This is a genomic window from Rickettsia canadensis str. McKiel, from assembly GCF_000014345.1.
GTDB lineage: Bacteria > Pseudomonadota > Alphaproteobacteria > Rickettsiales > Rickettsiaceae > Rickettsia > Rickettsia canadensis.
This window is the reverse complement of sequence record NC_009879.1, coordinates 600,797-627,234: the sequence shown is the minus strand read 5'-3', so window position 1 is coordinate 627,234 and position 26,438 is coordinate 600,797. Positions and strand designations below refer to the sequence as shown.

Genomic DNA, 26,438 nt, shown 5'->3' with positions numbered 1-26,438 from the left:
TAATTCTTGAAGGTTAAGCCAATGTTTTATTGTCAAGTCAAAAATCTAAAAAAAAATAAATATTTATATTGAATAAATTATTATTCTCGTGTCTACTTAGGTAAAGCTTCTACACACTGAATATAGTGTCATTTTTTAAAATAAGCATTATAAATAACGCCTATAACCCCACATTAGTACTTATAATGAATATGCTTAAAAAAAACAAATTTCAAATAAATATAAACAATAGCCACAATAATTTACTTACTCCTTTTGGTAAAGCTATTCTGCGAGATCGATATCTTATGAAAGGTGAGGATTTTCAAGATTTATTTGCAAGAGTTTCTAGTTATTATGCAGAAAATAAACAGCATGCTCAAAAGCTATATGAATATATGAGTAAAATGTGGTTTATGCCGGCAACACCGATTTTAAGTAACGGCGGAACTGATAGAGGATTACCTATATCATGCTTCTTGAATGAGACCAACGATAGCTTAGACGATATAGTAAATTTATGGACGGAAAATGTTTGGCTAGCTTCAAGAGGAGGGGGGATTGGTAGCTATTGGGGAAATGTACGATCTATTAACGAAGAAATTCATAATAAAGGTCATTCATCTGGTATTATACCATTTATTAAAGTAATGGATTCTATGACTCTTGCTATTTCACAAGGTTCTATTAGACGAGGTTCATCGGCTGTATATTTACCTATTAATCACCCTGAAATTGAAGAGTTTATCGATATAAGACGTCCAATAGGAGGGGATGTAAATAGAAAATCTCTTAATATTCATCACGGTATAGCTATTACCGATGAATTTATGAATGCCGTTGAAAACAATACGGATTTTAACCTTGTTAGTCCTGCTACCAAAAAAGTTACAAACAAAGTCCGAGCAAGAGACTTATGGATCAAATTATTAACTACTAGAATAGAAACAGGTGAGCCGTATCTGTTATTTATCGATAGCGTTAATAAATCTATTCCTGAACATCATAAAAAACTAGGGCTTCAAGTTAAAATGTCCAATCTTTGTAGCGAAATTACATTGCCTACAGGAATTGATCATTTAGGAAATTCAAGAACTGCCGTTTGCTGCCTTTCTTCTTTGAATTTGGAGTATTTTGAAGAGTGGAAAGACGATAAAGCATTTATCCATTCTATTATGTTGTTCCTTGATAACGTTTTAGAAGACTTTATTAATAAAGCACCGGATACCATGGCAAGAGCTAAATATTCGGCGTTACGTGAGCGAAGCGTTGGGCTTGGCGTAATGGGATTCCACTCATTTTTGCAAATGAAAAAAGTACCGATAGAATCGGTTATGGCAAAAGTTTGGAATAAAAAAATATTTGAATATATATCGGCTGAAGCCGATAAAGCCTCAATAGAAATCGGTAAAGAAAAAGGAGCATGTCCTGACGCTCTAGATGCCGGAAGCAATGAGCGGTTTAGCAATAAAACTGCAATAGCACCTACCGCTTCAATTTCGGTAATAGCAGGTAATGCCTCACCAGGAATAGAACCGTTTGCCGCTAATAGCTTTGTACAGAAAACTTTAACAGGATCTTTTAACGTACGTAACAAACATTTAGAAAAGTTATTAGAAGAGAAAGGATTTAATAATGATCAAGTTTGGTCTTCGATTGCAACACATGAAGGATCGGTGCAACATTTAACATTTTTATCTGCAGAAGAAAAGCAGGTTTTCAAAACTGCCTATGAAATTGATCAGAATTGGTTAATTGAACTGGCAAGCGATCGTACTCCTTATATTACTCAAGCACAATCATTAAATATCTTTTTACCAGGTAACGTTAGTAAGAAATATTTAAATAACATTCATTTTAAAGCCTGGAAAAAAGGCGTAAAAAGTTTATATTACTGTAGATCGACATCAATACAGCGCGCTGATAAGGTATCGCATGATGTACTAAAGGCAGATTTTAAGGATTTAGAGAAACAAAATAATAAGATAGCAGAAGCTGGGAACTACGAAGAATGCTTAGCTTGTCAGTAAGTATTGTTGTTACAGGAATCGAGAAACGTGTCCGGTATTATACCGTGGCTTGACCACGGTATCTTGTATAATACATTTTGTCCTAAGATACCATGGCATGACATTAAATATTACTTGATTGATTGCTTCATCAAAACTTATAGTGTTTTTCGCAATGACGGAAAATACGAGCCATGCAACAATGCCTACAAGTGAGTTATATGATAGATGTGTTATTAAGAAAAAAAAATAAATAAGAATAAGTTATGTCACTACTTGATGCAAGTCCAATTTATAAACCGTTTTCATATCCATGGGCATATGACGCTTGGCACACTCAACAAAAAATTCATTGGCTACCGGAAGAAGTACCGCTTGCCGACGATGTTAAAGATTGGAAATATAACTTAACCCCAGGTGAAAAGCATTTATTAACGCAAATATTTCGCTTTTTTACTCAGGCAGATATAGAAGTGAATAATTGCTATATGAAGCATTATTCACGTGTATTTAAACCGACTGAAATATTGATGATGTTATCGGCATTTTCTAATATGGAAACGATACATATTGCAGCATATTCGCATTTACTTGATACGGTAGGTATGCCAGAAGTCGAATATTCAGCATTTCTTAAATATAAAGAAATGAAAGACAAGTATGATTATATGCAGCAATTCGGGGTGGATACTAAAGAAGATATAGCAACTACTTTAGCAGTATTTGGAGCTTTTACGGAAGGATTACAGCTATTTGCTTCTTTTGCGATCATGCTTAATTTCCCTCGTTTTAATAAAATGAAAGGTATGGGACAGGTTATTGCTTGGTCAGTGCGTGATGAAACACTCCATACTAACTCAATTATTACTCTATTTAAGACTTTTGTACGAGAAAATCCTGAAGTTTGGACAGAAACTTTACGTAAACGTATTTATGGAGCTTGTACGACTATCGTGCATTTTGAAGATGCCTTTATTGAACTTGCGTTTGAAGTCGGCGGTATTGAGGGGTTAACGGCATATGAAGTAAGACAATATATTCGTTATATTGCCGATCGTCGTTTAATGCAGCTAGGACTCAAAGATGTATATTTGGTAAATCATAACCCGCTTCCTTGGCTTGATGAAATGCTAAACGGTGTCGAGCATACTAATTTTTTTGAGAATAGAGCAACTGAATATTCTAAGGCGGCGACTACCGGTTCATGGGAAGAAGTATTTGCTGAAATAGATAATAAATAATATATTATTAACAACAAAAATAAAAAAATTTAAGAATACTTGCTTTATTTTCTTGCAAATTTTTTTAAATAGATATATTTTTTAAAAAATTTCTTAGTTTTATGGCCGTTATAAACAATAAAAATTATCAAAAAGTTGTAGAAAACATTTTATCTTCTTCTAAACTTAATACATTACTCAAGAGTGCAATTAAGGATTTATCGTCTGCGAAAAATATAAGTTTAAGAACGATGCTACTCGGAGCAAGATTTGTTTTAACTAATCCTATAAATGCTTATAATCTTATTAAGCTTGCTAGATCTTCTAATATATATCTTGATCCAGAATTTCAAAGATCACTTCTTGAAAACTCTCCAATATGGGAATTTTTAAAAAAACATGTAGGTGATTTGCCTAAAATAGGTCAAATCTTAGCAAAAGCAGGCTTTAGAGAATTTCAAGATAAGAGTGTTTTAGATCAAAAGGGACTTGCAATACTAAAAGAATGTTTTAAAACTGAAAAAGTACTTAAAAAACTTCAAGAAATTGCAGTTGAAGTAAAGCAAGAGCTACCAGACTGGAATAAAGTGACTTCTAGCAGTTTGGATATGCTGGTTACCGATAAAAATTTCAGAAAATTTTTTAACGAAAAGAGCGAAGATATTACAAATTATATACGTATCGGAGCAACTGAAATACTTCCAAGCGATTATATAAAAACTTTTGATGATATATTACAAAAACCTCAAAGTAAGGATATATATGCACAAGTTATAAAAATATTTAATGAATATCCTAATTTTAAGCAAGCACTAGCTGAAAATATAAATAATATTAATTCTCTAAAAAGATTTAACACATTATCTCCTGAAAAACAAATAATTATTAAAAATTTCTTAGCAGAAGTGCAAGAACAAGCTAAACCTTTTTTAAAAGAATATTTTGAAAGCTACAAAATCGATCTTAATATTTTAGATATTATTCCTACTTTATTAAATAAAATTCCTGAAACAAAAGAGATTTTTGATACTCTTAATGCTCTAGATCAAGGTGTAATGGTAGCTCTTGAGAAATCCTTAAAAATGGTAGCGGGTGATGATAAATTAAAAAGTTTTTTTGCTCACAATAAAAAAATCTTACCAAATATTGCTTTAGGTATTATTGACAATACTCCTAGCGTACAAAGTATAACACAACAATATAATTTTGATAAACAAATGCTTAATATAGCAGGTGAAGTTATGTCAAAACCGGAAATTGCTTATGCTATTATTGTAGACTTAAATAAAGGCGATTATATGAGTTTAACCGTTAATATAATCTCTGCCCTTAATGATCCTGCATTTAAATTAAAAGATATATTAGTAGAGCAAAGTAAAAAAGGCTTATTTGATAATTTGATTACAGGGATTTTAGAACACGATGAAAAAGGTAACCAAAATATAAAACAACAACTTATAAATTATGGTCTAGAAGCGCGAGATATTACACAGCTAACTAGTATAATGCCTATATTACTTGATAAACCTGAAGCATTACAAAAGGTTTTTCGAGATTTTATTAAAGGTAATTATACAGGCATGGCAAAAGAATTAATAACTTTAACTAAAGATAGTCCTGAAATCAAAAAATATTTAAACAATAAAAGAGAAATATTTGCAAGTATTCTAGAAAAAACTTTAGTGGACATACCAGGTATCAATGACCTTGATAAGAAAGAATTATATAATATACTTCCATCAATGTTAAACCATCCTGATGAATTAGTTAAAGTTATAGAAGAAGTCGAAAAAAGTAATTATCGCGGGGCCACTAGTGCCTTATATAATCTAGCTCAAAAAACAAATTATTTTGAAGGGCAATTACTGAATATTATAAAAGTAGGTTTTAGCTATGCTACTGAAAAAGTAAAAGATGTATTGAGTGCATCACAAGATTTTAAAGATACAACTATAGATGCAATGACTCTTAGAAATAATTTAAATAAAATACAAAATGGAAAATTCAACTTAGAGGGAGCTATATTAGTAGGTGATTTATCTAACATCGATTTCTCAGGCGTGTCATTAAAAAATGCAGATTTAACTAAAGTAACCTCTTTGAAAGATTGTAATTTTAAAAATACTAATTTAGCAGGTGCTAAATTACCTGATAATTTAATGCTGCTTACTGACACTTATAATCTTGATAAGACTATCCCTGCTTTAGCACCTGAACTAATTAAAGAACAACAAGCTCAATTAATTGATAAGGCAATTGATAAAGTATTTTTACAAGTACAAGCTGAGGGAACAAGAAATTTACTTAGTAAACAAGAATTTGTTCAACAGGTGAAAATATTATATGAAGAAAATCAAACGATTAAAGACTATATTATAGAAAAGTTAAATTCATTACCTATGAATATGGTTACTAATCTAGCTACTCCTAAAACAAATCAATATCAACATATTACAAATTATATAAATTCTCCATTACAAGTATTGAACCCTTTGTATGAAAATATTGCAAATAAACAAGATATTAAGAGTAATTTATTGGCAAATATTTTAAGTGAACAAATATCACAAAAACTTTTTGATAATGGTGATAATAGAGGGGAAGATTTTTATCTGATTAATCAGATGCTCAAACTGAGCCTTTCTGAATATTTGACAGAAAATCCTGATATTATAAATAGTTTTTTAGAGCCGAAAAATCTAAAAAAGTTAGCAAGTAATATTGCCTCTACTTTAAATTTAAAATCCAAATATACTTGGGTAGGCAATATTACCGGTGGAATTTACTTACCAAAAGAAATCTTCAATGAGCAGTTAAAAGATAACTTTAAAAATGAGTTTGAAAAAATTAATAAATTAAATGTTTTAACACAAGCAAGAAATATAGCTTCAAATTTAGATAGTGAATTGTATATAAAAGATACTCAAGATAAATCATACACTTACAAATCATTACCAATACCAATAAAAAGTAAAACAATGCACAAATAATTCCATAAAACTTAGATCAAATTGATTTAATTATCATATTAGGCAACATAAATTAAACTATTTAAGTAGTGCTTAATTTATTTTTTTGAATTAATTTTGAGATAATGTTATATTTATATAATTAAATATATCTCATTATTTTTATAGCAGTAACCAATTCTATTTTTAATAAAACCATTAAAAGATATTATTTTCTCCTGATGCAGATAAAGCATTTACAAGTTTTATTGATGACCTTGTATCTCCAAAGAAAAAATATTATATAGGAGCCTTATTAAAAGGTATGCAATTTGTCTTCACTCATCCCATAAATAATTATAATCATTGTTAAGCTTGCAAAAGTAGTAGCTATGCTACTCAAAAATTTAAAATGTTTAGCAGTATATCTGTAGAATTCGAAAATAAAGTTCCACCTTCTGTATTAAAAGAAGCACAAAGTATCGTCTCAAATTTAAATAGTAAGATTAATATTGTAAAATTTACTTTCTATTACTACTATTTCCAATGATAAAAAGAAAGAAGAAATATAAATTCATTAATTAGTAAAAAAATTTCTTTAAAGACATATTTTAAAACTCTAGTGCAAGAGGTAATTTATATGTCGATCCGATACGCGCATTCTCACGTGGTCTATATACACTGCGGTGCTGTGTTTTGTGTCTCCTTTAAATTCCGCTCTATAAGCAAGTGTGGAAAGATCTCTAATATTTTGGTACATTCTTCTTGGTTAGAATATTTTAATGTGATTTTATCTTTGATCTGATTTTTAAACCAAGTCACTTGTCTTTTAGCATACCGGCGTGTTCTGATTTGAGTTGCACTTAAAGCGTCGTCTAAAGTAAGATTGCCGTCTAAATAAGCTAAGATCTCTTTTACTCCTACTGCTTTTAAATTTAAATAATCTTGCGGTATGAGTTGTTTTTTTATTAAAGCAATCTCATCTATGCTACCTTCTTTAAATATTTTTTGTAAACGTTGCTCACATGTTTTATATAAAAACTTTCGCTCAGGATTTAAGAAGATAATTTTAAAATTAAATTCAGATAAGATTTGTTCTTTTGGTAAAGTGTGAAAGCAAAAAATAGATTTACCAGATTGCTTAAAAACTTCATAAGCTCTAATTAAACGCTGAGTATCATTTTGATTTATTTTAGAAGCAGCGAGTGGGTCAAGCTTCTCTAATTTATTCCATAACTCTATATTACCTATTTTACTATGCAGTTCTCTAGCTTGTTTTTGTAAATCCTCTGTTATATCAGGAATATTATTATAGCCAAAAACTAAAGAATTGATATATAATCCGGTTCCTCCTATTAATATAGGTAGTTTGCCTCTGCTTATTATTTCTTTTATTTTTTTGGCAGCAAGTTTTAGATATTTTATTACCGAAAAATCTTCCGTAATTGATAGAAAATTATATAAGTGATAGGGGATTTCAGTTTTATAAATTTGAGACGGAGAAGCAGTAATAATAGGAGTTTCCTTATAAACCTGCATTGAATCAATATTAATGATTTCACCATTATAAGCTTTGGCAAATTCGTGACCTAAATAAGACTTCCCACTAGCAGTAGGGCCGCATAATATAATTATTTCTTTTTTTTTCACCTATCTATTGTTAATCCGTATTTACTTAATAAATCATTGATTATAACTTTTAATTTTATCAATCCTTCATGGCTTGTAGATTCAGCCCTTGCAACTATAATAGATTCGGTATTAGAGCTACGCAGCAGCCACCATCCATGTTCAGTATTTACTCGTACACCGTCTATATCGTTAAATGCTATTTTATCATCAAATAGTTTTTGTTTTATTTCTTCTATAATTTTTATCTTTAACTCTGAAGGAACAAATATTTTAATTTCCGGTGTACTATAGCTTTTCGGTAATTCATCTATTATCTCATCTAGAGTTTTATTTGATCTACTAAGTAAATCTAAAAATCTGAGAGCTGCATAAATTCCATCATCGAAGCCAAAATATTTATCGGCAAAAAATATATGCCCACTCATTTCACCCGCAAGTAAAGCCTTTGTCTCAAGCATTTTACTTTTAATAAAGGGATGACCGGTGCGCCATATTATAGGATTTCCACCATATGATTTTATTTTATCAATTATTAATTGACTAGCTTTTATATCAACTATTATAGTAGCATTTGGATTTTCCTTTACAATATCCTCAGCAAATATGCATAAAATTTGGTCACCAAATAATATTTTACCGCTTGAGCTGACAATACCGATTCTATCGCCGTCACCGTCAAAAGCTATACCTAGATCGCAATTTTGTTCTTTAACCGTTTTAATTAATTCTTGTAAATTAGCAGGGTTAGTAGGGTCAGGGTGATGGTTTGGAAAATTCCCATCAATTATACTATTTATGATTATGTTTTTATTATAGTCAATTGATTTGGACTCGCCTACTATGTTACTCGTCGCTCTCCTATTAGTTATAGGCTTGGTTTCTCGCTCCTTGTACCCGAATCCAACTGAATTGACTATAGCTAAATAGCTTTTTAACTCTTCAATGATATTACCTGTTGCTCCATTACCACAATCCCAAGCTACTTTTAATTTTGGATTAATATTTATTCCCTCTAAAATATTTTTTAGATATTTAGATGCTATGGTATTTTTGTACTCTATGTTATGCCCGTGTAAACAGGAATCCAGATTACTTCTTATTATTTCCTGGTTTCTCACCTTTGTAGCAATAACATGATGGGAGTCAAGAATGAAATGATCATCCAAAATCTTTGCTAATAAATCCTGTATTTGAGTCCCAAAAAAAGATTTGCCGTTTTGAAGCATTTTAAAGCCGTTATCGTCACGAGGATTATGCGATCCCGTAATCATAATACTACCGCTAGGTGTGAATTCTTTATCAGCAAAATATAATACAGGCGTTGGAACTATGCCAATATTTATGACCTTAGCACCTGCATCAGTTAATCCTAATTCTAACGCTTTACAAATTGTAGGTGAGCTAAGTCGACCATCTAAACCAACACAAATTTTGTTATTATCATTGCTTATACTCATTTTGGTAAAACAAAATCCTATCTTATAAGCTACTTCTTCTGTTAAATCCTTAAGGCTATTGCCTCTTATATCATAAGCCCTAAAAATTTCTTTGTTAATTTGCATAGAAAACCTTTTGTATTATTCCTGCAAAAACAGGAATCTGGTATAATGAAACAATAAAGAATAAGGTATACGAAGATCGACTTCAAAAATAGCAAGGTTCACAAGACTAGGAATGGTGCGTATACTTATTAATACGTGAGTATTGCAGCAGTATTTGTAGAATGACATAGTAAATTTTTGAATTTGATCAAGTATACAGCCTAAAAACTAAAACTCTCGCCTAAATACACTTCCTTAACTTTCTTGCTATTTGCTATTTCCTTAGCGTTTCCTTCTAATAATACTTTGCCTTCAAAAACAACATAAGCACGGTCAACAATATCTAAAGTGTCACGCACGTTATGATCGGTAATTAAAATACCTATATTGAACTCCCGTAAATAAGTAATTAAGTTTTTGATATCGGAAATAGCAAGCGGATCAATACCGGCAAGCGGCTCATCAAGTATGATAAATTTAGGTTCTATTGCAAGTGAGCGTGCAATCTCAAGCCTACGCCTTTCACCGCCCGATAAGCTGGCGGCAGACAGATCTTTTAAATGCATTATCGAAAACTTCTCTAACAAATCATGGGTTTTTTGTTCAATTACTTCCTTATCGTTTTTAGATATTTCAATTATAGCTTTAATATTATCTTCAACCGATAATCCACGAAATATTGATGGTTCTTGAAGAAGATAACCGATTCCAAGTCTTGCTCGTAAATAAATAGGTAAGTTAGTAATATTTATATCGTTTAAAAGTAATTGTCCGGAATCTGGTTTTATTAAACCGATAATAATATTAAAGCAAGTTGTTTTACCTGCTCCGTTAGGACCGAATAAACCAACTATTTCCCCTTGTTTTATATTAAGAGATACATCACTTAATATATTCTTTTTTATATAGGATTTTGATATATTGTTAACTTGTAAGATGTCCATCTTTTTTATTTGTATTTTGTTGATCAATTCTACCACTGTTATCCCGTGACTTGATCACTAGTTCTAGTTTAAAATACTAAAATTATTAGTATTTTAAGTTATTTTTCTGGATACCATGGAAGAGCCATGGTATAAACAATGCCAATGCTATTTATTAACATGATCTACATAATAGATTAGTTTGTTAGTTTTTAAAACATTATCGTCACGTTGTAATATTACATTACCAATTAGAATCAGTTGTTTATTATCAAAAAAATATTTAGCTGAATCTGCAAGCAATAATTCATTATTTATTTTTCTTTCTACATTCAATTTAGTAGGAACAATTATATGATCAATAGTTTGCTTTTCATCTATTGTTTTATAAAAAATATATAATTCTTCCGTTCTAAGTATCGCATTATCAAAGTAAACAACAACATTTCCAAGATATTCTGCCTTTTGTTTAGTTTTATCAATAATTAAAGTATCAGATGTAATATGTAAATTTGAAATATCTTTATCACTAGCATATATAGATATACTAATAGTAAGAAATACTAAAAGTTTAATAATCCGATAAATTGATGATTGTAGAGACATTGCCTTTAAAAATTATAATATTATTTTTATCTCTTGTATTAAAACTATCTGAAGTAATTGAAGAGTTGTTGTAAAATAACGTAGCAGAGGAATTCCCGGTTATATTCTGATTTACTAAATCAATCCTTGCATTGTTAGTGTTAAATATGATCTTATCAAAAAAAAATTTTACATCGTTTTTTAAATCTAATATGTTTGATTCTTCGTCTAAAAAGCCTTCTTGTGCATGTATGATCAGATGTTGGTCTTTATTTACGTTATAAATAGCATTGATTATATCTAATTTATATTTGTTATCCGACTCTTTTGTAGCGCGCTCAGTTTTAATCGTATATGCATTTAAATTTTTATTTACTCCCTCAAAAATTGAATCTTTCAATATAATATTATATTTTAAATCAAAATTTTTATTATATTTTAAACTTTTTTTTGTAACATTAATATCGTTTTCTTCATTAATATAACCGCTTTTAATTAGTATATATCCTATATACAAAATTCCAAGTATTATTAAAAGATAGATGGATTTCAAAAATTTTTTCCGCCGTTTATAAGAAGAGGACATAGATTTTAGTTAACTCCGATACGAAGTAAATCATGAATATGAATAATGCCCGTAATAATATTAGCATCAATAATCGGTACATTAGTGATATTCTTGGCTTTCATTAAATTTAAAGCCTCTTTTGCCAATATTTCCGATGAGATATGAATAGGATTTTTGGTCATAATGTTTGATGCTGTTTTTAAGTGGATTTGAGCGTTAATATGACGACGTAAATCCCCGTCAGTTATAATTCCTACCAAATTTTGGTTTTTATCCGTGACAAGTGTACAACCTAAACGTTTTTTATTCATCACAATTATAGTTTCGGCAAAGGAAGTATCTTCATATACTAAAGGTATTTCATCACCGCTACGCATTAGGTTTTTAATTTTTGTTAAATTAGCACCGATTGTACCGCCCGGATGATAAACCTTAAAATCATCTTTGGTAAAGCCTCGTTTTTCATGTATAACAGTCATTAAAGCATCACCGAGTGATAACATTATTAAAGATGATATAGTAGGAACACCGATTACGGAAGCTTCTGAATATTCAGGTACTATTAATAAAAAATCACTTCTTTTAGCTAAAGTGGAATTTTTATTCATTGTCATTGCAGCAATCTTTATTGAAGAGTTATTACAATATTCAATTATATTAAATAATTCTTTAGTTTCACCAGAATTAGATATCATAATTACTAGATCATCTCTTGTCACCATACCTAAATCGCCGTGACTTGCTTCTGCCGGATGTAAATAAAAAGCAGGCATACCGGTAGAAGAAAAACTAGCAGCTATTTTTCTTGCAATATAACCACTTTTACCTATACCTGTGAAAATTACCCGTCCTGTAAAAGATAATAAAAATTCTATAATTGTGTTAAAGTCTTCAGGGATATTTTCAGATAATTTTTCTAAAGCACTTGCTTCACTAGAAATAACTCTCTTGGCGATGGTGCGGTAATTATTTGTGTTGGTCATTGTTATTATTGGCTCTGTATTTATGTCATTTCCATAAAGGCGAAAATCCAGAAAAGCGCAACTCATTGAGTTGTTAGTTTTAAAAATTTAGTTTATATGCTTTTTATTTACTCGATTACCGCTTTAGCGGTAATAACATTTAATTAAAATACTTACGTTCTGTAATGAATTCAGCCGTTTCAGCATTATTATCTTCATTCCAAGCTCGTTTTTTAATAGAATCACATCTCACATGTTCTGAATTTTCCTTAGCATTGTTAATACTATTTTGTGGCTTTGGATTATTTAGAGATTTATCTTTATCAGCATTTTTAATAGTTAGTTTTGCTTTGCCTTTATTATCAAAACCTATTAGCTTAACTTTTACTATATCGCCTTGTTTTATAACACTGCTAACTGTGTCTATTCTTTCTTCTGAAATTTCACTAATATGAACAAAACCGTCTTTATTACCTAAATAATTAATAAAAGCACCGGAATCTAAGATTTTCGTTACAGTACCGTTAAATATTTCACCGATCTCAGGTTCGATAGCAATAGCTTTAATTTTATCTGAGGCAATTTTTAGCTTATCTCTATCTGCAGCATAAACAGAAACTGTACCGTCATCGCTTATATCTATTTTAGCACCGCTAGTTTCACAAATTTCCTTTATTATTTTACCGCCTGGCCCTATAATATCTCTAATCTTATCTTTATCTATTTTTATAGTAGTAGTAGAAGGAGCATTTTTACTTAGTTCGCTATTTGGTTTACTGATAACTTTATTCATTTGCTCAAGTATATGCAAACGACCGAGTCGTGCTTGCTCTAAAGCTACTTTCATTATTTTAAAATCTACTCCGGATATTTTAATATCCATCTGTAATGCAGTAATTCCTTCACTAGTGCCTGCAACCTTAAAATCCATATCACCGAAATAATCCTCATCTCCAAGAATATCCGATAATACGGCAAATTTCTTACCCTCTTTAACAAGCCCCATAGCAATACCTGCAACTGGTGCTTTTATTGGAATACCGGTTTGCATTAAAGCAAGAGAACTACCACATACGGTTGCCATTGAAGAAGAGCCGTTAGATTCTGTAGTTTCAGCTACAACTCTTATAGAATAAGGAAATTGTACTTTATTAGGTAATATTGGATTAATAGCACGCCATGCGAGCTTACCGTGTCCGACTTCACGACGACTAGGTGCTTTCATAGGCATTGCCTCATTTACGGAGTAGGGTGGGAAGATATAATTAAGCATAAAACGCTCTTTATATTCACCCTCTAAATTATCAACTATTTGTTCATCTAAACTAGTTCCAAGTGTGCTACTGACTAAGCTTTGTGTTTCGCCTCTAGTAAATAAAGCTGAACCGTGTGCAGAAGGTAATAAACCTACTTCACAGGCAATTTGTCTTATATCCATGGTACTTCTGCCATCAATACGTTTATTTTTTTCTAAAATTTCTTTGCGTAATATATCTGATTCAACAGATTTTAAAGCTGATTCTATTTGATAATTATTATATTTTTTATTTTCTATGTTGCTTATAAAATGCGTAATAACTTTTTCAGAAATTAAGTCTAAACTAGTGCTACGTTCCTGTTTAGATTTTATAGCAAAAGCTTGTTCAATTTCTTTTGCAAATAACTGTTCAATTTCGTTCTTTAATACAGAAGGGTATAAATCTTGCATTTCAAGCTTCGGTCTTTTAGCTTCTTCTGCTAGTTCTTTAATTATTTTTACTACTGGCTGGAAGCTTTCAAATCCAAACTTTACAGCTTCTAGCATTTGTGCTTCAGAGAGTAAATGAGCTTCCGATTCAACCATCATTACTGACTCTGTTGTTCCTGCAACTACTAAATCAAGCTGACTGGTTTTTAATAATTCAAGTGTTGGATTTAAAACAAATTCACCGTTGATTAAACCAACTTTACTTGCAGCAACTATTTCTAGATAAGGGGCAGGGGATAGAGCAAGTGCAGCTGATGCACCAATAATTGCAAGTATATCTACTGGAGTTTCAGGGTCATACGAAAGCACGGTACAAGTTACATGTGTTTCATTAACAAAAGCCGGATGAAATAATGGTCTAATCGGTCTATCTATTAAACGAGATACTAAAACTTCTCTCTCTGATGCTTTGCCCTCACGCTTAAAAAAACCACCAGGTATTTTACCGACAGCATATGCCATTTCTCTATAATTAATTGTTAAAGGAAAAAAACCGATACCCTCTTTTGCTGTGTTAGCTACTACTGCCGTACATAATAAAACGGAATTACCCATTTTTACTGTAACGCTGCCGTCAGCCTGCCGTGCTATTTTACCTGTACTAAGCTCAAGAACTTTCCCATTCCATGTAACACTCTTAGTTATTTCGTTAAACATCTATTTATCTCATTTCATAATTTATATTTTTGTATTCTTATTACTTTTTGTGGATTACCACGCTCCTTTTAGTCGTTCGCAATGACGATTTAGGTCATTATGTAAGTTTATATAATTTAAGTAAATGAAAAATTGCTATACGACTTCAAAAATAGTAAGGAGTCTATTTAAGTTAAGGAGTAGAGTGTATATACTTAATACGTGAGCACCAGAGAACTTATAAGACGACATAGCCAATTTTTGAAGTTGATCTTTGATCAAGTATACTACTTCACTTTCCTAATACCGAGTTTACTTATTAACTCTAAATATTCACTAATATTGTTCTTTTTTATATAATTAAGTAATCTGCGGCGACGCCCGACTAAAATTAATAATCCACGCCTTGAAGCATGATCTTTATGGTTAGATTTAAAATGCTCGGTTAAATTATTGATTCTTTCAGTTAAGATGGCACATTGTACTGCACTTGAACCGGTATCATTTTCCGTTATAGCATATTCTTTAATTAATTGTTGTTTACGTTCTGTAGTAATCGACATCGATAATTTCTCCTTAATTGATTATACTTCTTGCATAACGGAGTTAATAAAGAGGAACTTGAAGGAAACACGAAGCGCAGAACCGCACATAGTACTAGTACGTGAGGATTCGAGCATCGGGTGTGATATACAAATTATCTTTAGAAACAAGTTATGCAAGAAGTCTATTGTGTTAAATTCAATACTCGTAAAGAATTAAAGCAACTCTTGTTTAAGCTACCTATTGCAAGCACAACACCTTTATAGCGAACCCATAAAAGATTAATGTCTTTTTCATAATTAAATAAACATTTCTGTCCATATTTAATTTGTTGTGCTTGCTGATCTGTTGCATCAAGAACCAGGATGTCGTCCAGTATTGCTTCTATCTTTATACTTTTTTCCTCTAGGGAATTTTTGATAATTGCGTCAGACGATTTAATTCGGATAGCATTTTTTTCTTTAAATATTCCAACCTGAGTACGGCGTAATTCTATCACAAATCCTAAACTTTGCAAGGATAATGCCAAATCTTCTGCTAAAGTCCTGATATAAGTACCTTTTGAGCATTCCGTATAGTAAGTAGCGGTAGCATTTTTCTCATCAAAATTTAAACATTTTAGATCATAAATAGTTATATTGCGTGGCTTTAACTCTACTGCTGTCCCAACTCTTGCTAGCTTATAAGTTCTTACACCGTTAACTTTTAGAGCAGAAAAAACAGGAGGTATTTGGGTTATGTTACCGATAAATTTAGAACACACGGCATAAGCTTCTTCTTTATACGGTATATAATCTTTTGTTGCTATTACTTTGCCTGCATAATCACCGCTATCAGTTTGTTTTCCAAATTGTACGGTAAAAATATAAGATTTTTTCGCATCAATAAGAATTTGAACTAATTTTGTTGCTTCGCCTACGGCAAGCGGTAATACCCCCTCCGCTTCTACGTCTAAAGTACCGGCATGTCCTATCTTAACTTTACCGAGTATTGTTTTTACTATACTAACAAGTTTAGCAGAACTTATACCTCTTGGTTTATAAATATTTAACCAATAATTACTCATTTTAATTTGATTTTAACTTGACTGAAATTTAGAAAATCTTTAATATATAATCCTAACCAATAACAAGATTAGGTTAGACCAAATAATGACGATTAACCTCAATAATATAGAAAACTCTTCCTCTAAAATCAATATTCATCTTTCAAAACTTATCGATTATATCTGGCCTATAAAACGCCGCGAAGTTTCTAAATTTTTATTTATTACCCTATTAATGTTCTGTATTTTATTTATCCAAAATTTAATCAGAGCTTTAAAAGATAGTATTGTTACCACTATGATCGGTGCTGAGACTATCTCGTTTTTAAAATTTTGGGGAGTAATGCCATCTGCTTTCTTAATGACTGCTATCTATGTAAAGCTTGTTAATAGGATAAAAGCAGAAAATATATTTTACCTTATTATATCAATTTTTTTGGCATTCTTTGCTTTATTTGCTTATATTATTTTCCCAAATCATGAAATATTACATTTAAGCCCTGTCACCATTCACAATTTAACAGTCAGTGTACCTAATTTAAAATGGTTTATATTGCTTTTATCAAAGTGGAGTTTTTCTCTATTTTATATAATAGCTGAATTATGGCCAAATGTAGTTTTTGCATTACTTTTTTGGCAGTTTGTTAATAATATTACTACAGTTGAAGAATCTAAAAGATTTTATCCGTTATTCGGTTTATTTAGTCAAACAGGCATTTATTTTGCAGGACAATTTTTAGAAAATCTAAGTAATATTAATGAATATATAACTAATAAATTTGCATTACACTCGTCTTTTCATACGCTTTCTATACAAATTATACTAAGCATAGTATTAATTTTAGGTATAATAGCTATTAAAACTTTTTGGCTGCTTAATCATAAAGTACTAGATAAAGAGCATATGGTATTACTCAAGTTTAAAGTAAAGAAAAAATCAATGACGATTGCTGAAAGTGTGCAGATGATTCTCTCTTCAAGACATATCAGATTAATCGCAACTTTACTAATTTGCTACGGCGTTGCAATAAATTTAGTCGAAGGTCCTTGGAAAGCAGCAGCTACTAAAATTTATAAAACTCCAACAGAATATGCTGCTTTTATAGGAAGTTATTTAAGTTATACCGGTGTATTTACTATTTTATTTGTCGTGCTTGGTTCAAATATAGTTAGAAGACTTGGCTGGTTTACGGCGGCTGTTATTACACCTTTAATAGTATTTATTACCGGTATATTATTTTTTACAGTTAATAATTTTGAAGGATTTGCAGCTCTCATGATAGCAAACTTTATTCTAACTGACCCTGCTTTAATTGCTATAACAATCGGTGCTATTCAAAATGTGCTTAGTAAATCAAGCAAATATACCTTATTTGATTCAACAAAAGAAATGGCTTATGTTCCTTTAGATCTGGAAATAAAAATAAAAGGTAAAGCCGCTGCTGATGTAATCGGTACAAAACTCGGTAAATCAGGTAGTGCATTTTTACAATCCTTAGTATTTATAATGTTACCTTACACTAGTTATCAATCTATTTCCATCTGTTTAATGATTATATTTATAATGACTTGCTTAACCTGGCTTTGGGCAACTAAAGAACTCAATAAAGAATATAAAAATTCTATTAAAATTTCGCAGTAATAGATATCAGTTTTTTCTTGATATTCCTAAAATCTAACTATCTTTGACAGTATAACGCAAACTGCAAAAAAGATGGGGTTTTTATGTCATTCCTGCAAAATCGGGAAGCTAATTTTTGGCAGTTTCATCCTGAGCCTTGATCGTAGGATCTAAAAAAAATTAAAAAAGACTAGATACTGTGTAGGGGATAAGGTATAATAAAAAAAGCGACACTGGATTCCCACCCGTTGCTGGAATGACATCAGTATCAACGCAGAATCTTCATTATTTGCAATTTATGCTAATTAATTTTTGATTCAATTAGAGGTTTTATGAGTAAAGATGGTAACCCGGATACAAGTGAATTTGATCCTTTAGCAAATAGAGAATTTACAGAAGAAGAAAAGCAACAACAAGCAAAACAAGAACAAGAATTTTTTTCTCAAACTACACTAGATGTAGCTGATGATGGTTTGATCATTACTGCTGCATCTTCTACTCAATCTACTTCTTCAATTAGTGCTTTATCGGGAAGTATATTGGCTGACGGTCAAACATTAGACCCAATAACCGAAGCAATTAGAAAAGATATTCTAGAGAAACAAAGAGATATATTAAGAGAATATTTTATCAATACAAATCCAGAATTAGCTGCACAAATAGCAAAGGAAGAAGAAGATAAAAGATTACGTGCTTTTTTAAGTAATCCGGATCATCGAGGGTTGATTGATAAAGCTTTTGAAGATTCAGAAACTAAAAAGAAGCTAGAAGCAGCAGAAATACAAGGTTATAGAAATGTTTTCTCAATATATAGTGCTGAAAATTATAAAGGTGGATTCAAACCAATACAGTGGAAAAATCAAGTCAGTGCAAGCAGTCTTAGAACAACAGTAGTTGAAAATGATGCAGGTGATGTACTCTGTACCTTAAATGAAACGACCCATAACACTAAACCTTTTATCGTAGCTAAACAAGACGGTACTCAGGTTCAGGTTAGTTCATATAGAGAAATAGATTTTCCTATAAAACTTGATAAAGCCGATGGGTCGATGCATCTATCGATGGTCGCATTAAAAGCTGATGGTACCAAACCCTCTAAAAATAAAGCAGTATATTTCACTGCTCACTATGAAGAAGGACCAAATGGTAAACCTCTACTTAAAGAAATAAGCTCACCACAGCCTTTAAAATTTGCCGGAGACGGACCGGATGCGGTAGCTTATATTGAACATGGAGGCGAAATTTATACACTTGCGGTAACACGTGGTAAATATAACGAAATGATGAAAGAGGTAGAGCTAAACAAAGGGCAAGCGATTGATTTATCACAAACTATAGCTGAAGATTTAACAAAGGTACAAGGTAGAGCTCAGGAAATACCACAACCAATAATAACTCCAAATCAAGGATTGAAGTCATCTATTGCAAAGCCTACTGCTACTCAAACTACACAAATGTTACAGCCGCAACAAGAAGAATCTTCAGGAATTCCAAATTTGGTACTTAACGCAGTTACAGTTTTATCAGGCAGCATGCACGATTTATTAAATTATGTAAATGCAGGTTTAACAAAAGAAATAGAGGGTAATAAACAAATTGACTTAATTAAAGAAGCATGTGCGGCGATTCTGAACAATGAGAAAAGTGATCTCGTTGCAAAGCAGGCTCATGTCATTACTTTAGCTGAAAATATGGTCAATAATAAAGATCTTGTACCGGACGTAAAAGTAGCGGGTGTATGCAGTATATTAGAAATTATAAAAAGTGATAATGCTTTATCAAATCCCGAAAAATCAAAAATGCTTGAAGCTATAGTAGCTATTGCTTTAAATTCAGAGAATCTTGAGTCAAAATATAAGCTACACATAGTAGAAAAGGCAGGAGATTTAGGATTAGGGCTTAATGATGCAAATGCTAGAGCTAATACTATTGATGGTATTACAAATGCTGTAATAAAAAGTAACCTTTCTACTGAAGATAAAGAGACAATGCTTATGGCAGTAGGTGATAAGGTTAATACTGCTCAACTAAGTAACACAGAAAAACAAAAATTATTAGGCTCTGTATTAAAGATAGGTGTAGAAGCTGCAGTTCTTAGTGAAGAGCAACAACAATTGATGCGGCAGAATTTAGATAAGATAACAGTGGAACAAGAGAAAGAAAGTAAAGTAGCAGCAGTGCTAAGCGTTTTGGTTGATCCTGCATTTAATACTATTGCTAAAACGAAAGAAATACAAGATATTACTACAAAGGTCTTAGATGCTCCAGTTAAAGCAGAGGTAAAAGGTCACATAATTGAGGGAATTACTAAAACAATTGCAGAAAGCTCACTTGATGCTAAAGATAAAACAGATATTGTTCAAGGGGTAGGTGAGACTATAACTAGCCATAGTAATACATTCTTAACGTATAAAGTCACTATTATGGACTTTGCAGAACAAGGTATTGCAGAAGGTAAGACTGATTTACCTGTTAGAGAGTTAATGACTAAAGGGTTAGTAGAAGGTGTGTATGAAAGCAAAGCAGATCCTGAAATAACTTCTGCAATAACCAAAGCTGTTTCTAACGGGATTGATAATAGTACTAGTGTACTGGAAGATAAACCAGCACTTAAAGATGCAGCGCTTGAAGCAGTGTTAGATAGAGAAACTCAAAATTTAAATAAAGATTTATCTCAAACTGTAGAACAAACTAAACCTCGTGACGATATATATAACAAATATGCAGTTTCAGAAGAAGAAGTTGTACAAAAAACTTCTAGTATATTAAGTGATATTTCAAAGCTTGCAGTTGAGAAAGTCAATAATTTTCGTGCTATGCTTTCTCCAAATGGTAATCTTAATACTCTTGAAGCAAAAAGAGCTAAATCAGAGCAAGAAATTAGTAAAATAGTTAATGCTTATAAAGCTATAGATGAGAAATATAAAGTACAATATGAACAACAACAAGGCAGTTATAATAACACTAAAGAATTAGAAGAGAAAAAATTATTTATTGAAAATTTAAAATTAGAAGATAAAGTAAAAATAAAATTGATTAGTACCTTAATTCAAAATGAAGCACAAAATAAGAAAAAAGGTACCGTTAATAATATAACAATGTTAACAGAAAATCGAACAAAGCTTGAAGCAAAAGTTGCAATTCAAGATAAATCAAAATTAGGTTATGATGCTCAACTAAAACCACGCAAGAATACAGGAAGAGTACATTAAAATGTCATTCTAGCTAAAAGCAGTTTTTGTTTGTATTGATACTAAATCGTCATTGTGAGTAGTCGTAGGTAGTGCTTGCGTTGCAACCTAGAAAAATAATAAAAAATGCTAAAGATTAACATTTTTTGCTTCCTTATTTCATCAATTATCTCCTAACTTTCTTTACAATAACAAAAAAACTGTTACGTGCTGCTTAAATAATAATGTTCACAAAATTGTATGTTTTATGCATTAGCTTTTAGCTTTTAGCTTTTCTTTTCCAGCTAAACATTTTACTAAATTATTAATGGCTTGTTGTTCTTCCGTACTATTAATTTTCATAAAATTTCTTGAAACTTCAATGCACATACGTTGATGTTGAGTATGTACAGGTTGAGGTTTATTAGCTTCTTCTAAACCTTCAAAGAAATAATCAATATTTCTATCTAAAGCTTCTGCGATTAGTACTAGCCGTCCTACAGAAATTCTATTAATTGCTTTTTCGTATTTTTGTAATTGTTGATGCGTCACATCAATTACTTCAGCAAGTTGTTGACGAGACAAACCCTTAGCGAGTCTTAAAGAATAAATTTTCTTGCCGATAAAACTATCGATTTTTTGTATAATATCGTTTTTTCTACCCATTATCTTCTCCTTGGTTACTATATATTTTTTTAAAATTTTCTTTGAACAAAAATGATATTATCCTATATTATTAGAAAACACGTGGTTATTAATAATTTTATACCATTAAACTTAACCAATTTTAAGTAGAAATAATACCATAACTTAACATTATAAGCAACTATAAAATAATATTTTTAAGTTTTTTGTAATCATTTGGTAAATAATTATTAAAGAATTGTACAAAATTATTTCTTATCAAATGAAAACATCATAAGCACTTTATTTAAATACTATTTTAAAGATAATATGTGAATATCTTATGTTTTAAAAATTTATTGACCTGAAACATAAATTACAATTTATAAAAAAATAAAATTTTTGTATATTATAGAAAAATATAAAATTAATGCAAAGGAAAATTTCATTTCTAAGTTAATATTTCAAATCAAGGATAAAATTAGTGTCATTTTAATTATAAATTAATTATTTACAGTGAACTTATTTAAGATTAAATATAACATTAGGTTCTCTAAAGATTTCTAATTAATTTATATTTTGAGTTATTTTTTAGCGAAAATTAATTAGATTATTTTCGAAATCAACCTCTATTTTAATTAATAATAAAAACTTAAGCTTATAATGAGAAAAATTTTTCATTGTCTTTATGTAGCCTTATTTAGAACAATAGAAGATGATGGTGTTGAACATTCCGGATATATGTCATTTATGATACTTTTATCTATTTTCCCTTTCCTAGTATTTTTATTAGCTTTGACAAGTTTTTTAGGAGCTTCAGAACTTGGTCAAAATTTTATACAGATTTTTCTAGAAAGTCTTCCTGAACAAGCAACGGAATCAATAAAAAAGAGAATTCAAGAATTACTAAGCGCTCCTCCTCAAAGTTTAATGAATCTTGCCATTGTAGGCAGTGTTTGGACTGCTTCTTCTTTTGTAGAATGTTTAAGAACTATTTTAAATCGTGTATATCAAATAAAATCTCCGCCACCTTATATAAGAAGAAGATTACTTAGTATTATACAGTTTCTTATAATTAGTGCTGTGATTACATTTACTATGTTTCTTTTAGTTGTGATTCCAATAATTTTTATGAAAATTCCGATAATATTAGAGACTATTGAAAAATATAAGATCATTTTAAATGTCATAAGATATTCTTTAATTTTAATTTTATTATTCTTAGGATCTTCGTCTTTGTATTATATATTACCTAATGTAAAACTAAATTTTGTTGATGTATTTCCAGGAGCTTTATTAACTGTGATATTATGGATAATAAGCGGCTATTTGCTTTCAACTTATATAGTCTACTATAATCAATTAAATTTAATGTATGGTTCCCTTGGTAGTATAATAGTTACATTAATATTCTTCTATATTATAAATATGATATTTATCTATGGTGCAGAATTTAATTATCTAATGAAAAATTATGAAAATATAGAGTGAAGCTTGGCTTAAAGCACTTCATAAGTATTTAGTTTTACAAAAATAAAATAATTAATTGAAATAATTTCAGCAGTTTTATATTTAACACTTTATATCCACATTTATTTTTGTTATATAAACAATTATTTTTTTAATTTTTAGTATAAATTATTTAAAAAATTCCGGGTTAAATAACATAAAGCTCTCATGAGATGATGTCGGTAATGGAGTTAAATTATATTGCGGGTCAAAAGCGTTTCCATAAATTTTTTCTATTTTTTGGAGCGAATTTGGAGATTTTAAAGCCAATAATATTGATTTTAAAATAATGAAAATTGCTATATACGGATCAGTTTCAGGAGAAGACAAGCGATGTTCTACACGTTGAGGAAAAGAATTTGGAATTCGTACGGCTACACTTCTATTATTTCCACCATACGATATATGCGTAGGAGCCATAAAATTTTTATTTATCCGTGAATAATCTATAGTGCTTGGCATAAAAGCGAGTAGGGTGTCTAACATATAGTGACATAGCCCTTGTGCTGCTAAAATTATGTAATAATCATTGAACTTAGAATTAAAATTAATATGAAAATGCATACTATTACCATAATCATCTAAAAACGGCTTAGGAGAAAAATCTATATAACCGTTTAACTGCTGTGCCATTTTTTTTAAAATAGTTTTAACCTCTAATATATTTTTTATATATTGTATTAAGTTTGCAGAAGGAGGTAGGTCTATTTCAAATTGGTTATTACCTTTTTCTTTTTTCATTTTAGGAATTTTAAATCTAGCTAAGTATTTGCTTAAAAGTATTTCAAATTTAGCTATATCAATATTGTGACTTAAATAAAACTCTATTTCTACGCCTATAATAGGAATTAGATTATAGTCTTGGTAAAATTGTGATATTATTTTTTCTAGCTGTTTATTTTTTTGTAAATGGCCAGATAAACTATTAATAAAACTATTATAATTAATATAGGGTATTTTCATGGAAGGATTAATAAACGGATCAGTTTATTATAAAATTTTTGATAAAACATTCAATAATTCTAGTCATAGATATATAAAAAAAAATAACTCTATAAATGAAACGGAAATAGTTGAAAACAAAAAATCTATTACTACTTATTTTAAAGCACAAGATATTTTAATTTTAAACCAAGTGCATGGCAACCAAATTGTTAATGCTGATGATTTCATAATTGCTGTACCTGAGGCAGATGGAAGCATTACAACTAAGAAAAATTTAGTATTAGCGGTACAATCGGCAGATTGTGTACCGGTACTACTTGCAAGCGGTGACGGTAAAATAATCGGAGCAGCACATGCGGGTTGGAAAGGAAGTATAAATAATATTATTAGTAATATAGTTACTCAAATGACAGAAAAAGGAGCAAACAATTTAATAGCAGTGATAGGTCCTGCTATAGCTCAAAGTTCATATGAAGTTGATAATGAATATTATAAAACTTTCTTAAGTAAGGATATTAACAATAAACAATTTTTTATAAACTCAAAAAGAGAAAACAATTATATGTTTGATTTACCAGCTTTTGTACAGTTAAAGCTTAAAGAAGTAGGGGTTAAAAACATAAAAAATATTGGTGAAGATACTTACACAAATCCGTTAAAATATCCAAGCAGAAGACGCGCGTTTCATTTGCAAGAACCTTATAATGAGAATATATTATCAGCAATTGTAATAAAATAATTTTTTAAAAAACAAGCAGAATATATAGATGTTGTTGATGATAGTATTCGTTATTTTCGATAAAATGCTTTAGACTTTGCATATTAGAAAGGGCAGTTTGGAATTAGTGCTAATATGGTAGGACTATTAAAGCGTATAGCGGTAGTTGAGCTACATGCAAATAATAAATCATCTCCTATTAATCTGGAAATAACTTATTGTTCTAAAGAAACATAGACTTTTATTGAGCGTGTCTTATCCTTTTCAGGCATTGAAGCATCTATTTATTACAGGTCAAAAGCAATCAAGATGAAGTATCTTGATTATAATAACGGTACTAAACAAAAATTAGAAGTAGAAGGGCTTTCTAGCAAACGTGATTCAGCATGAAATAGATTATTTATTAAAACTTAAGCGTGATACACTTCTTAAAAAGATGCTAAAGCATATAACACTCTATCTTCCACATATTCACTGTAGCGGTTGTAGGCATTGCATGAGGTTCTTGATTGCATGGATCACAAATCGTCATTGTACGCGACTGCAAAAAGTGCAGCAATCCAAAGCAATAATAAAAAAGTGCTAATTTAGCATTTTTTTTCTTTCTTGCTTCGTCAATTACTCGGTAATTTTCCCTGGCTCAGACAAAGCAATTGATCCATGCAACAACGCCGATCAATTTGTAGGATAAAATCACATTTTCACAAAAGACGTGTGTAGGCCAAGCTTTCCCATTCACGTTTGCCTAAATCTTCTTAAAATGATAGCAAATCTTGCACTGTTTGTTTACATATTTCTACGGAAGACACTATAAGATCTTGTTGTTTTACAGAATGTAGTAGGGTTTGCGTTTTACACATACCTGTTCTAAATGGTAAGTATAAAATATAGCTTCATGAAGAGTTTTGTCACAGGGTAATAGCACTGCGATTACAAAGTAACATCACATAATTTTGCTTAAGCTCATTAACAAGTCTAGTGCTTTGTTTGTCAGCATCTAGCACTAGAGAATTATAATCATGATATGATAAGGCCCACTGGCTGATTGGTAAAAGTCGATCTTTTAAAGTAGAAACTGTAATACATTCAGGAGTATGATAATGAAAAATAGCAGAAATACCAGGGCGTACTTTGTAAATACTACCATGAATAAAGTAACCAGTTTTATTATATTGATATTTTCCCCCTGCTAAAATCTAACCTAACTTTTAAAGTTTATCCGTAGTTAAATCTTCAAATCGTAGTCCAAAAGGATAAATTTAGTAAAAATCAGCCTCTGTAGGTCTTGTGGAAAATGCGTGTATAAGTTGATCATCCAGCGATAAATATGCCATTATTTGGTAAGTAGCAGCTAAATAATTATTGTATATTCATTATTGTTAAAATCTATATTGGTTTTGTAGTTGGAATGACGTTGTTGTATCGATTAGAAAACCTCATCGATGTCATGCCCCAGGGTGGTAAGGCGGAAATAACATAAGAGATACAAAAATCCCTTTTATCTAGGAATAAC

The 26,438-nt window shown here is 30.5% G+C and carries 17 protein-coding genes and 4 pseudogenes; 8 read left to right on the top strand and 13 right to left on the bottom strand.

What is annotated here, in order from left to right; genetic code table 11:
• Positions 1-185: 185 nt before the first annotated feature.
• The 3 genes from A1E_RS02690 (at position 186) to A1E_RS02680 (ending at position 6,198) form a co-directional block, all read left to right on the top strand.
• Positions 186-2,009 (top strand): ribonucleoside-diphosphate reductase subunit alpha, encoded by a 1,824-nt coding sequence (locus A1E_RS02690; protein WP_012148731.1) that lies wholly within the window; start codon positions 186-188, stop codon positions 2,007-2,009.
• A gap of 245 nt (positions 2,010-2,254) precedes the next feature.
• Complete coding sequence (locus tag A1E_RS02685) at positions 2,255-3,229, top strand: ribonucleotide-diphosphate reductase subunit beta (protein WP_012148730.1); 975 nt, start codon at positions 2,255-2,257, stop codon at positions 3,227-3,229.
• 101 nt (positions 3,230-3,330) lie between these two features.
• Complete coding sequence (locus A1E_RS02680) at positions 3,331-6,198, top strand: pentapeptide repeat-containing protein (protein ID WP_012148729.1); 2,868 nt, start codon at positions 3,331-3,333, stop codon at positions 6,196-6,198.
• A 630-nt stretch (positions 6,199-6,828) separates the two neighbouring features.
• On the opposite strand, the gene miaA is transcribed toward A1E_RS02680, so the two are convergent.
• The 10 genes and pseudogenes from miaA to truB all read right to left on the bottom strand — a co-directional run bounded on the left by miaA (position 6,829) and on the right by truB (position 16,359).
• Positions 6,829-7,806, bottom strand: a complete 978-nt coding sequence (gene miaA / locus A1E_RS02675) for a tRNA (adenosine(37)-N6)-dimethylallyltransferase MiaA (protein ID WP_012148728.1) — start codon at positions 7,804-7,806, stop codon at positions 6,829-6,831.
• A pseudogene (locus A1E_RS07450) lies at positions 7,803-8,642 on the bottom strand (phosphomannomutase/phosphoglucomutase); the annotation flags it as partial. The pseudogene A1E_RS07450 and the gene miaA, both read right to left, overlap by 4 nt.
• A gap of 63 nt (positions 8,643-8,705) precedes the next feature.
• Positions 8,706-9,350, bottom strand: a pseudogene (locus A1E_RS07445) (phosphohexomutase domain-containing protein); the annotation flags it as partial.
• A gap of 200 nt (positions 9,351-9,550) precedes the next feature.
• A complete protein-coding gene (gene lptB, locus A1E_RS02665) occupies positions 9,551-10,273 on the bottom strand; it encodes an LPS export ABC transporter ATP-binding protein (RefSeq protein WP_012148726.1) in 723 nt (240 codons plus the stop codon).
• Positions 10,274-10,420: 147 nt separating this feature from the next.
• Positions 10,421-10,858, bottom strand: coding sequence for an LptA/OstA family protein (locus tag A1E_RS02660; protein WP_012148725.1), 438 nt, complete (start codon positions 10,856-10,858; stop codon positions 10,421-10,423).
• Positions 10,824-11,423 carry an LPS export ABC transporter periplasmic protein LptC gene (gene lptC / locus A1E_RS02655; protein ID WP_041405242.1) on the bottom strand — a complete coding sequence of 200 codons (600 nt, stop codon included), beginning with the start codon at positions 11,421-11,423 and terminating at the stop codon, positions 10,824-10,826. Before lptC ends, A1E_RS02660 begins: the two co-directional genes overlap by 35 nt.
• Positions 11,424-11,428: 5 nt before the next feature.
• Positions 11,429-12,388 carry a KpsF/GutQ family sugar-phosphate isomerase gene (locus tag A1E_RS02650; protein WP_012148723.1) on the bottom strand — a complete coding sequence of 320 codons (960 nt, stop codon included), beginning with the start codon at positions 12,386-12,388 and terminating at the stop codon, positions 11,429-11,431.
• Between the two features lie 139 nt (positions 12,389-12,527).
• Positions 12,528-14,771 (bottom strand): polyribonucleotide nucleotidyltransferase, encoded by a 2,244-nt coding sequence (gene pnp, locus A1E_RS02645; RefSeq protein WP_012148722.1) that lies wholly within the window; start codon positions 14,769-14,771, stop codon positions 12,528-12,530.
• A 266-nt stretch (positions 14,772-15,037) separates the two neighbouring features.
• Complete coding sequence (gene rpsO, locus A1E_RS02640) at positions 15,038-15,313, bottom strand: 30S ribosomal protein S15 (RefSeq protein ID WP_012148721.1); 276 nt, start codon at positions 15,311-15,313, stop codon at positions 15,038-15,040.
• A gap of 164 nt (positions 15,314-15,477) precedes the next feature.
• Positions 15,478-16,359 carry a tRNA pseudouridine(55) synthase TruB gene (truB, locus tag A1E_RS02635; protein ID WP_012148720.1) on the bottom strand — a complete coding sequence of 294 codons (882 nt, stop codon included), beginning with the start codon at positions 16,357-16,359 and terminating at the stop codon, positions 15,478-15,480.
• Positions 16,360-16,444: 85 nt separating this feature from the next.
• On the opposite strand from truB, the gene tlc4 reads away from it, so the two are divergent.
• The gene (gene tlc4 / locus A1E_RS02630; RefSeq protein ID WP_012148719.1) at positions 16,445-17,980 is read left to right on the top strand and encodes an NTP/NDP exchange transporter Tlc4; all 1,536 of its coding nucleotides are present in this window, start codon (positions 16,445-16,447) and stop codon (positions 17,978-17,980) included.
• Between the two features lie 311 nt (positions 17,981-18,291).
• Positions 18,292-21,171 (top strand): Sca4 family spreading effector, encoded by a 2,880-nt coding sequence (locus A1E_RS02625; protein ID WP_012148718.1) that lies wholly within the window; start codon positions 18,292-18,294, stop codon positions 21,169-21,171.
• Positions 21,172-21,402: 231 nt separating this feature from the next.
• Here A1E_RS02625 and A1E_RS02620 read toward each other — a convergent pair whose 3' ends face one another.
• Complete coding sequence (locus A1E_RS02620; RefSeq protein ID WP_012148717.1) at positions 21,403-21,795, bottom strand: helix-turn-helix domain-containing protein; 393 nt, start codon at positions 21,793-21,795, stop codon at positions 21,403-21,405.
• Between the two features lie 621 nt (positions 21,796-22,416).
• Here A1E_RS02620 and A1E_RS02615 point away from each other — a divergent pair.
• Complete coding sequence (locus tag A1E_RS02615; protein WP_012148716.1) at positions 22,417-23,244, top strand: YihY/virulence factor BrkB family protein; 828 nt, start codon at positions 22,417-22,419, stop codon at positions 23,242-23,244.
• A gap of 147 nt (positions 23,245-23,391) precedes the next feature.
• On the opposite strand, the gene A1E_RS02610 is transcribed toward A1E_RS02615, so the two are convergent.
• Positions 23,392-24,225: a type I glutamate--ammonia ligase gene (locus A1E_RS02610; RefSeq protein WP_012148715.1), complete on the bottom strand. Its 834-nt coding sequence runs from the start codon at positions 24,223-24,225 to the stop codon at positions 23,392-23,394.
• On the opposite strand from A1E_RS02610, the gene pgeF reads away from it, so the two are divergent.
• Together pgeF and A1E_RS07280 are read left to right on the top strand one after the other, a co-directional pair.
• The gene (gene pgeF, locus A1E_RS02605) at positions 24,224-24,946 is read left to right on the top strand and encodes a peptidoglycan editing factor PgeF (protein WP_012148714.1); all 723 of its coding nucleotides are present in this window, start codon (positions 24,224-24,226) and stop codon (positions 24,944-24,946) included. The genes A1E_RS02610 and pgeF overlap by 2 nt on opposite strands.
• 3 nt (positions 24,947-24,949) lie before the next feature.
• Positions 24,950-25,418: pseudogene (locus tag A1E_RS07280) on the top strand (peptide deformylase); the annotation flags it as partial.
• Between the two features lie 262 nt (positions 25,419-25,680).
• On the opposite strand, the pseudogene A1E_RS05605 reads toward A1E_RS07280, so the two are convergent.
• Positions 25,681-26,259: pseudogene (locus tag A1E_RS05605) on the bottom strand (class II aldolase/adducin family protein).
• Positions 26,260-26,438: the final 179 nt, after the last annotated feature.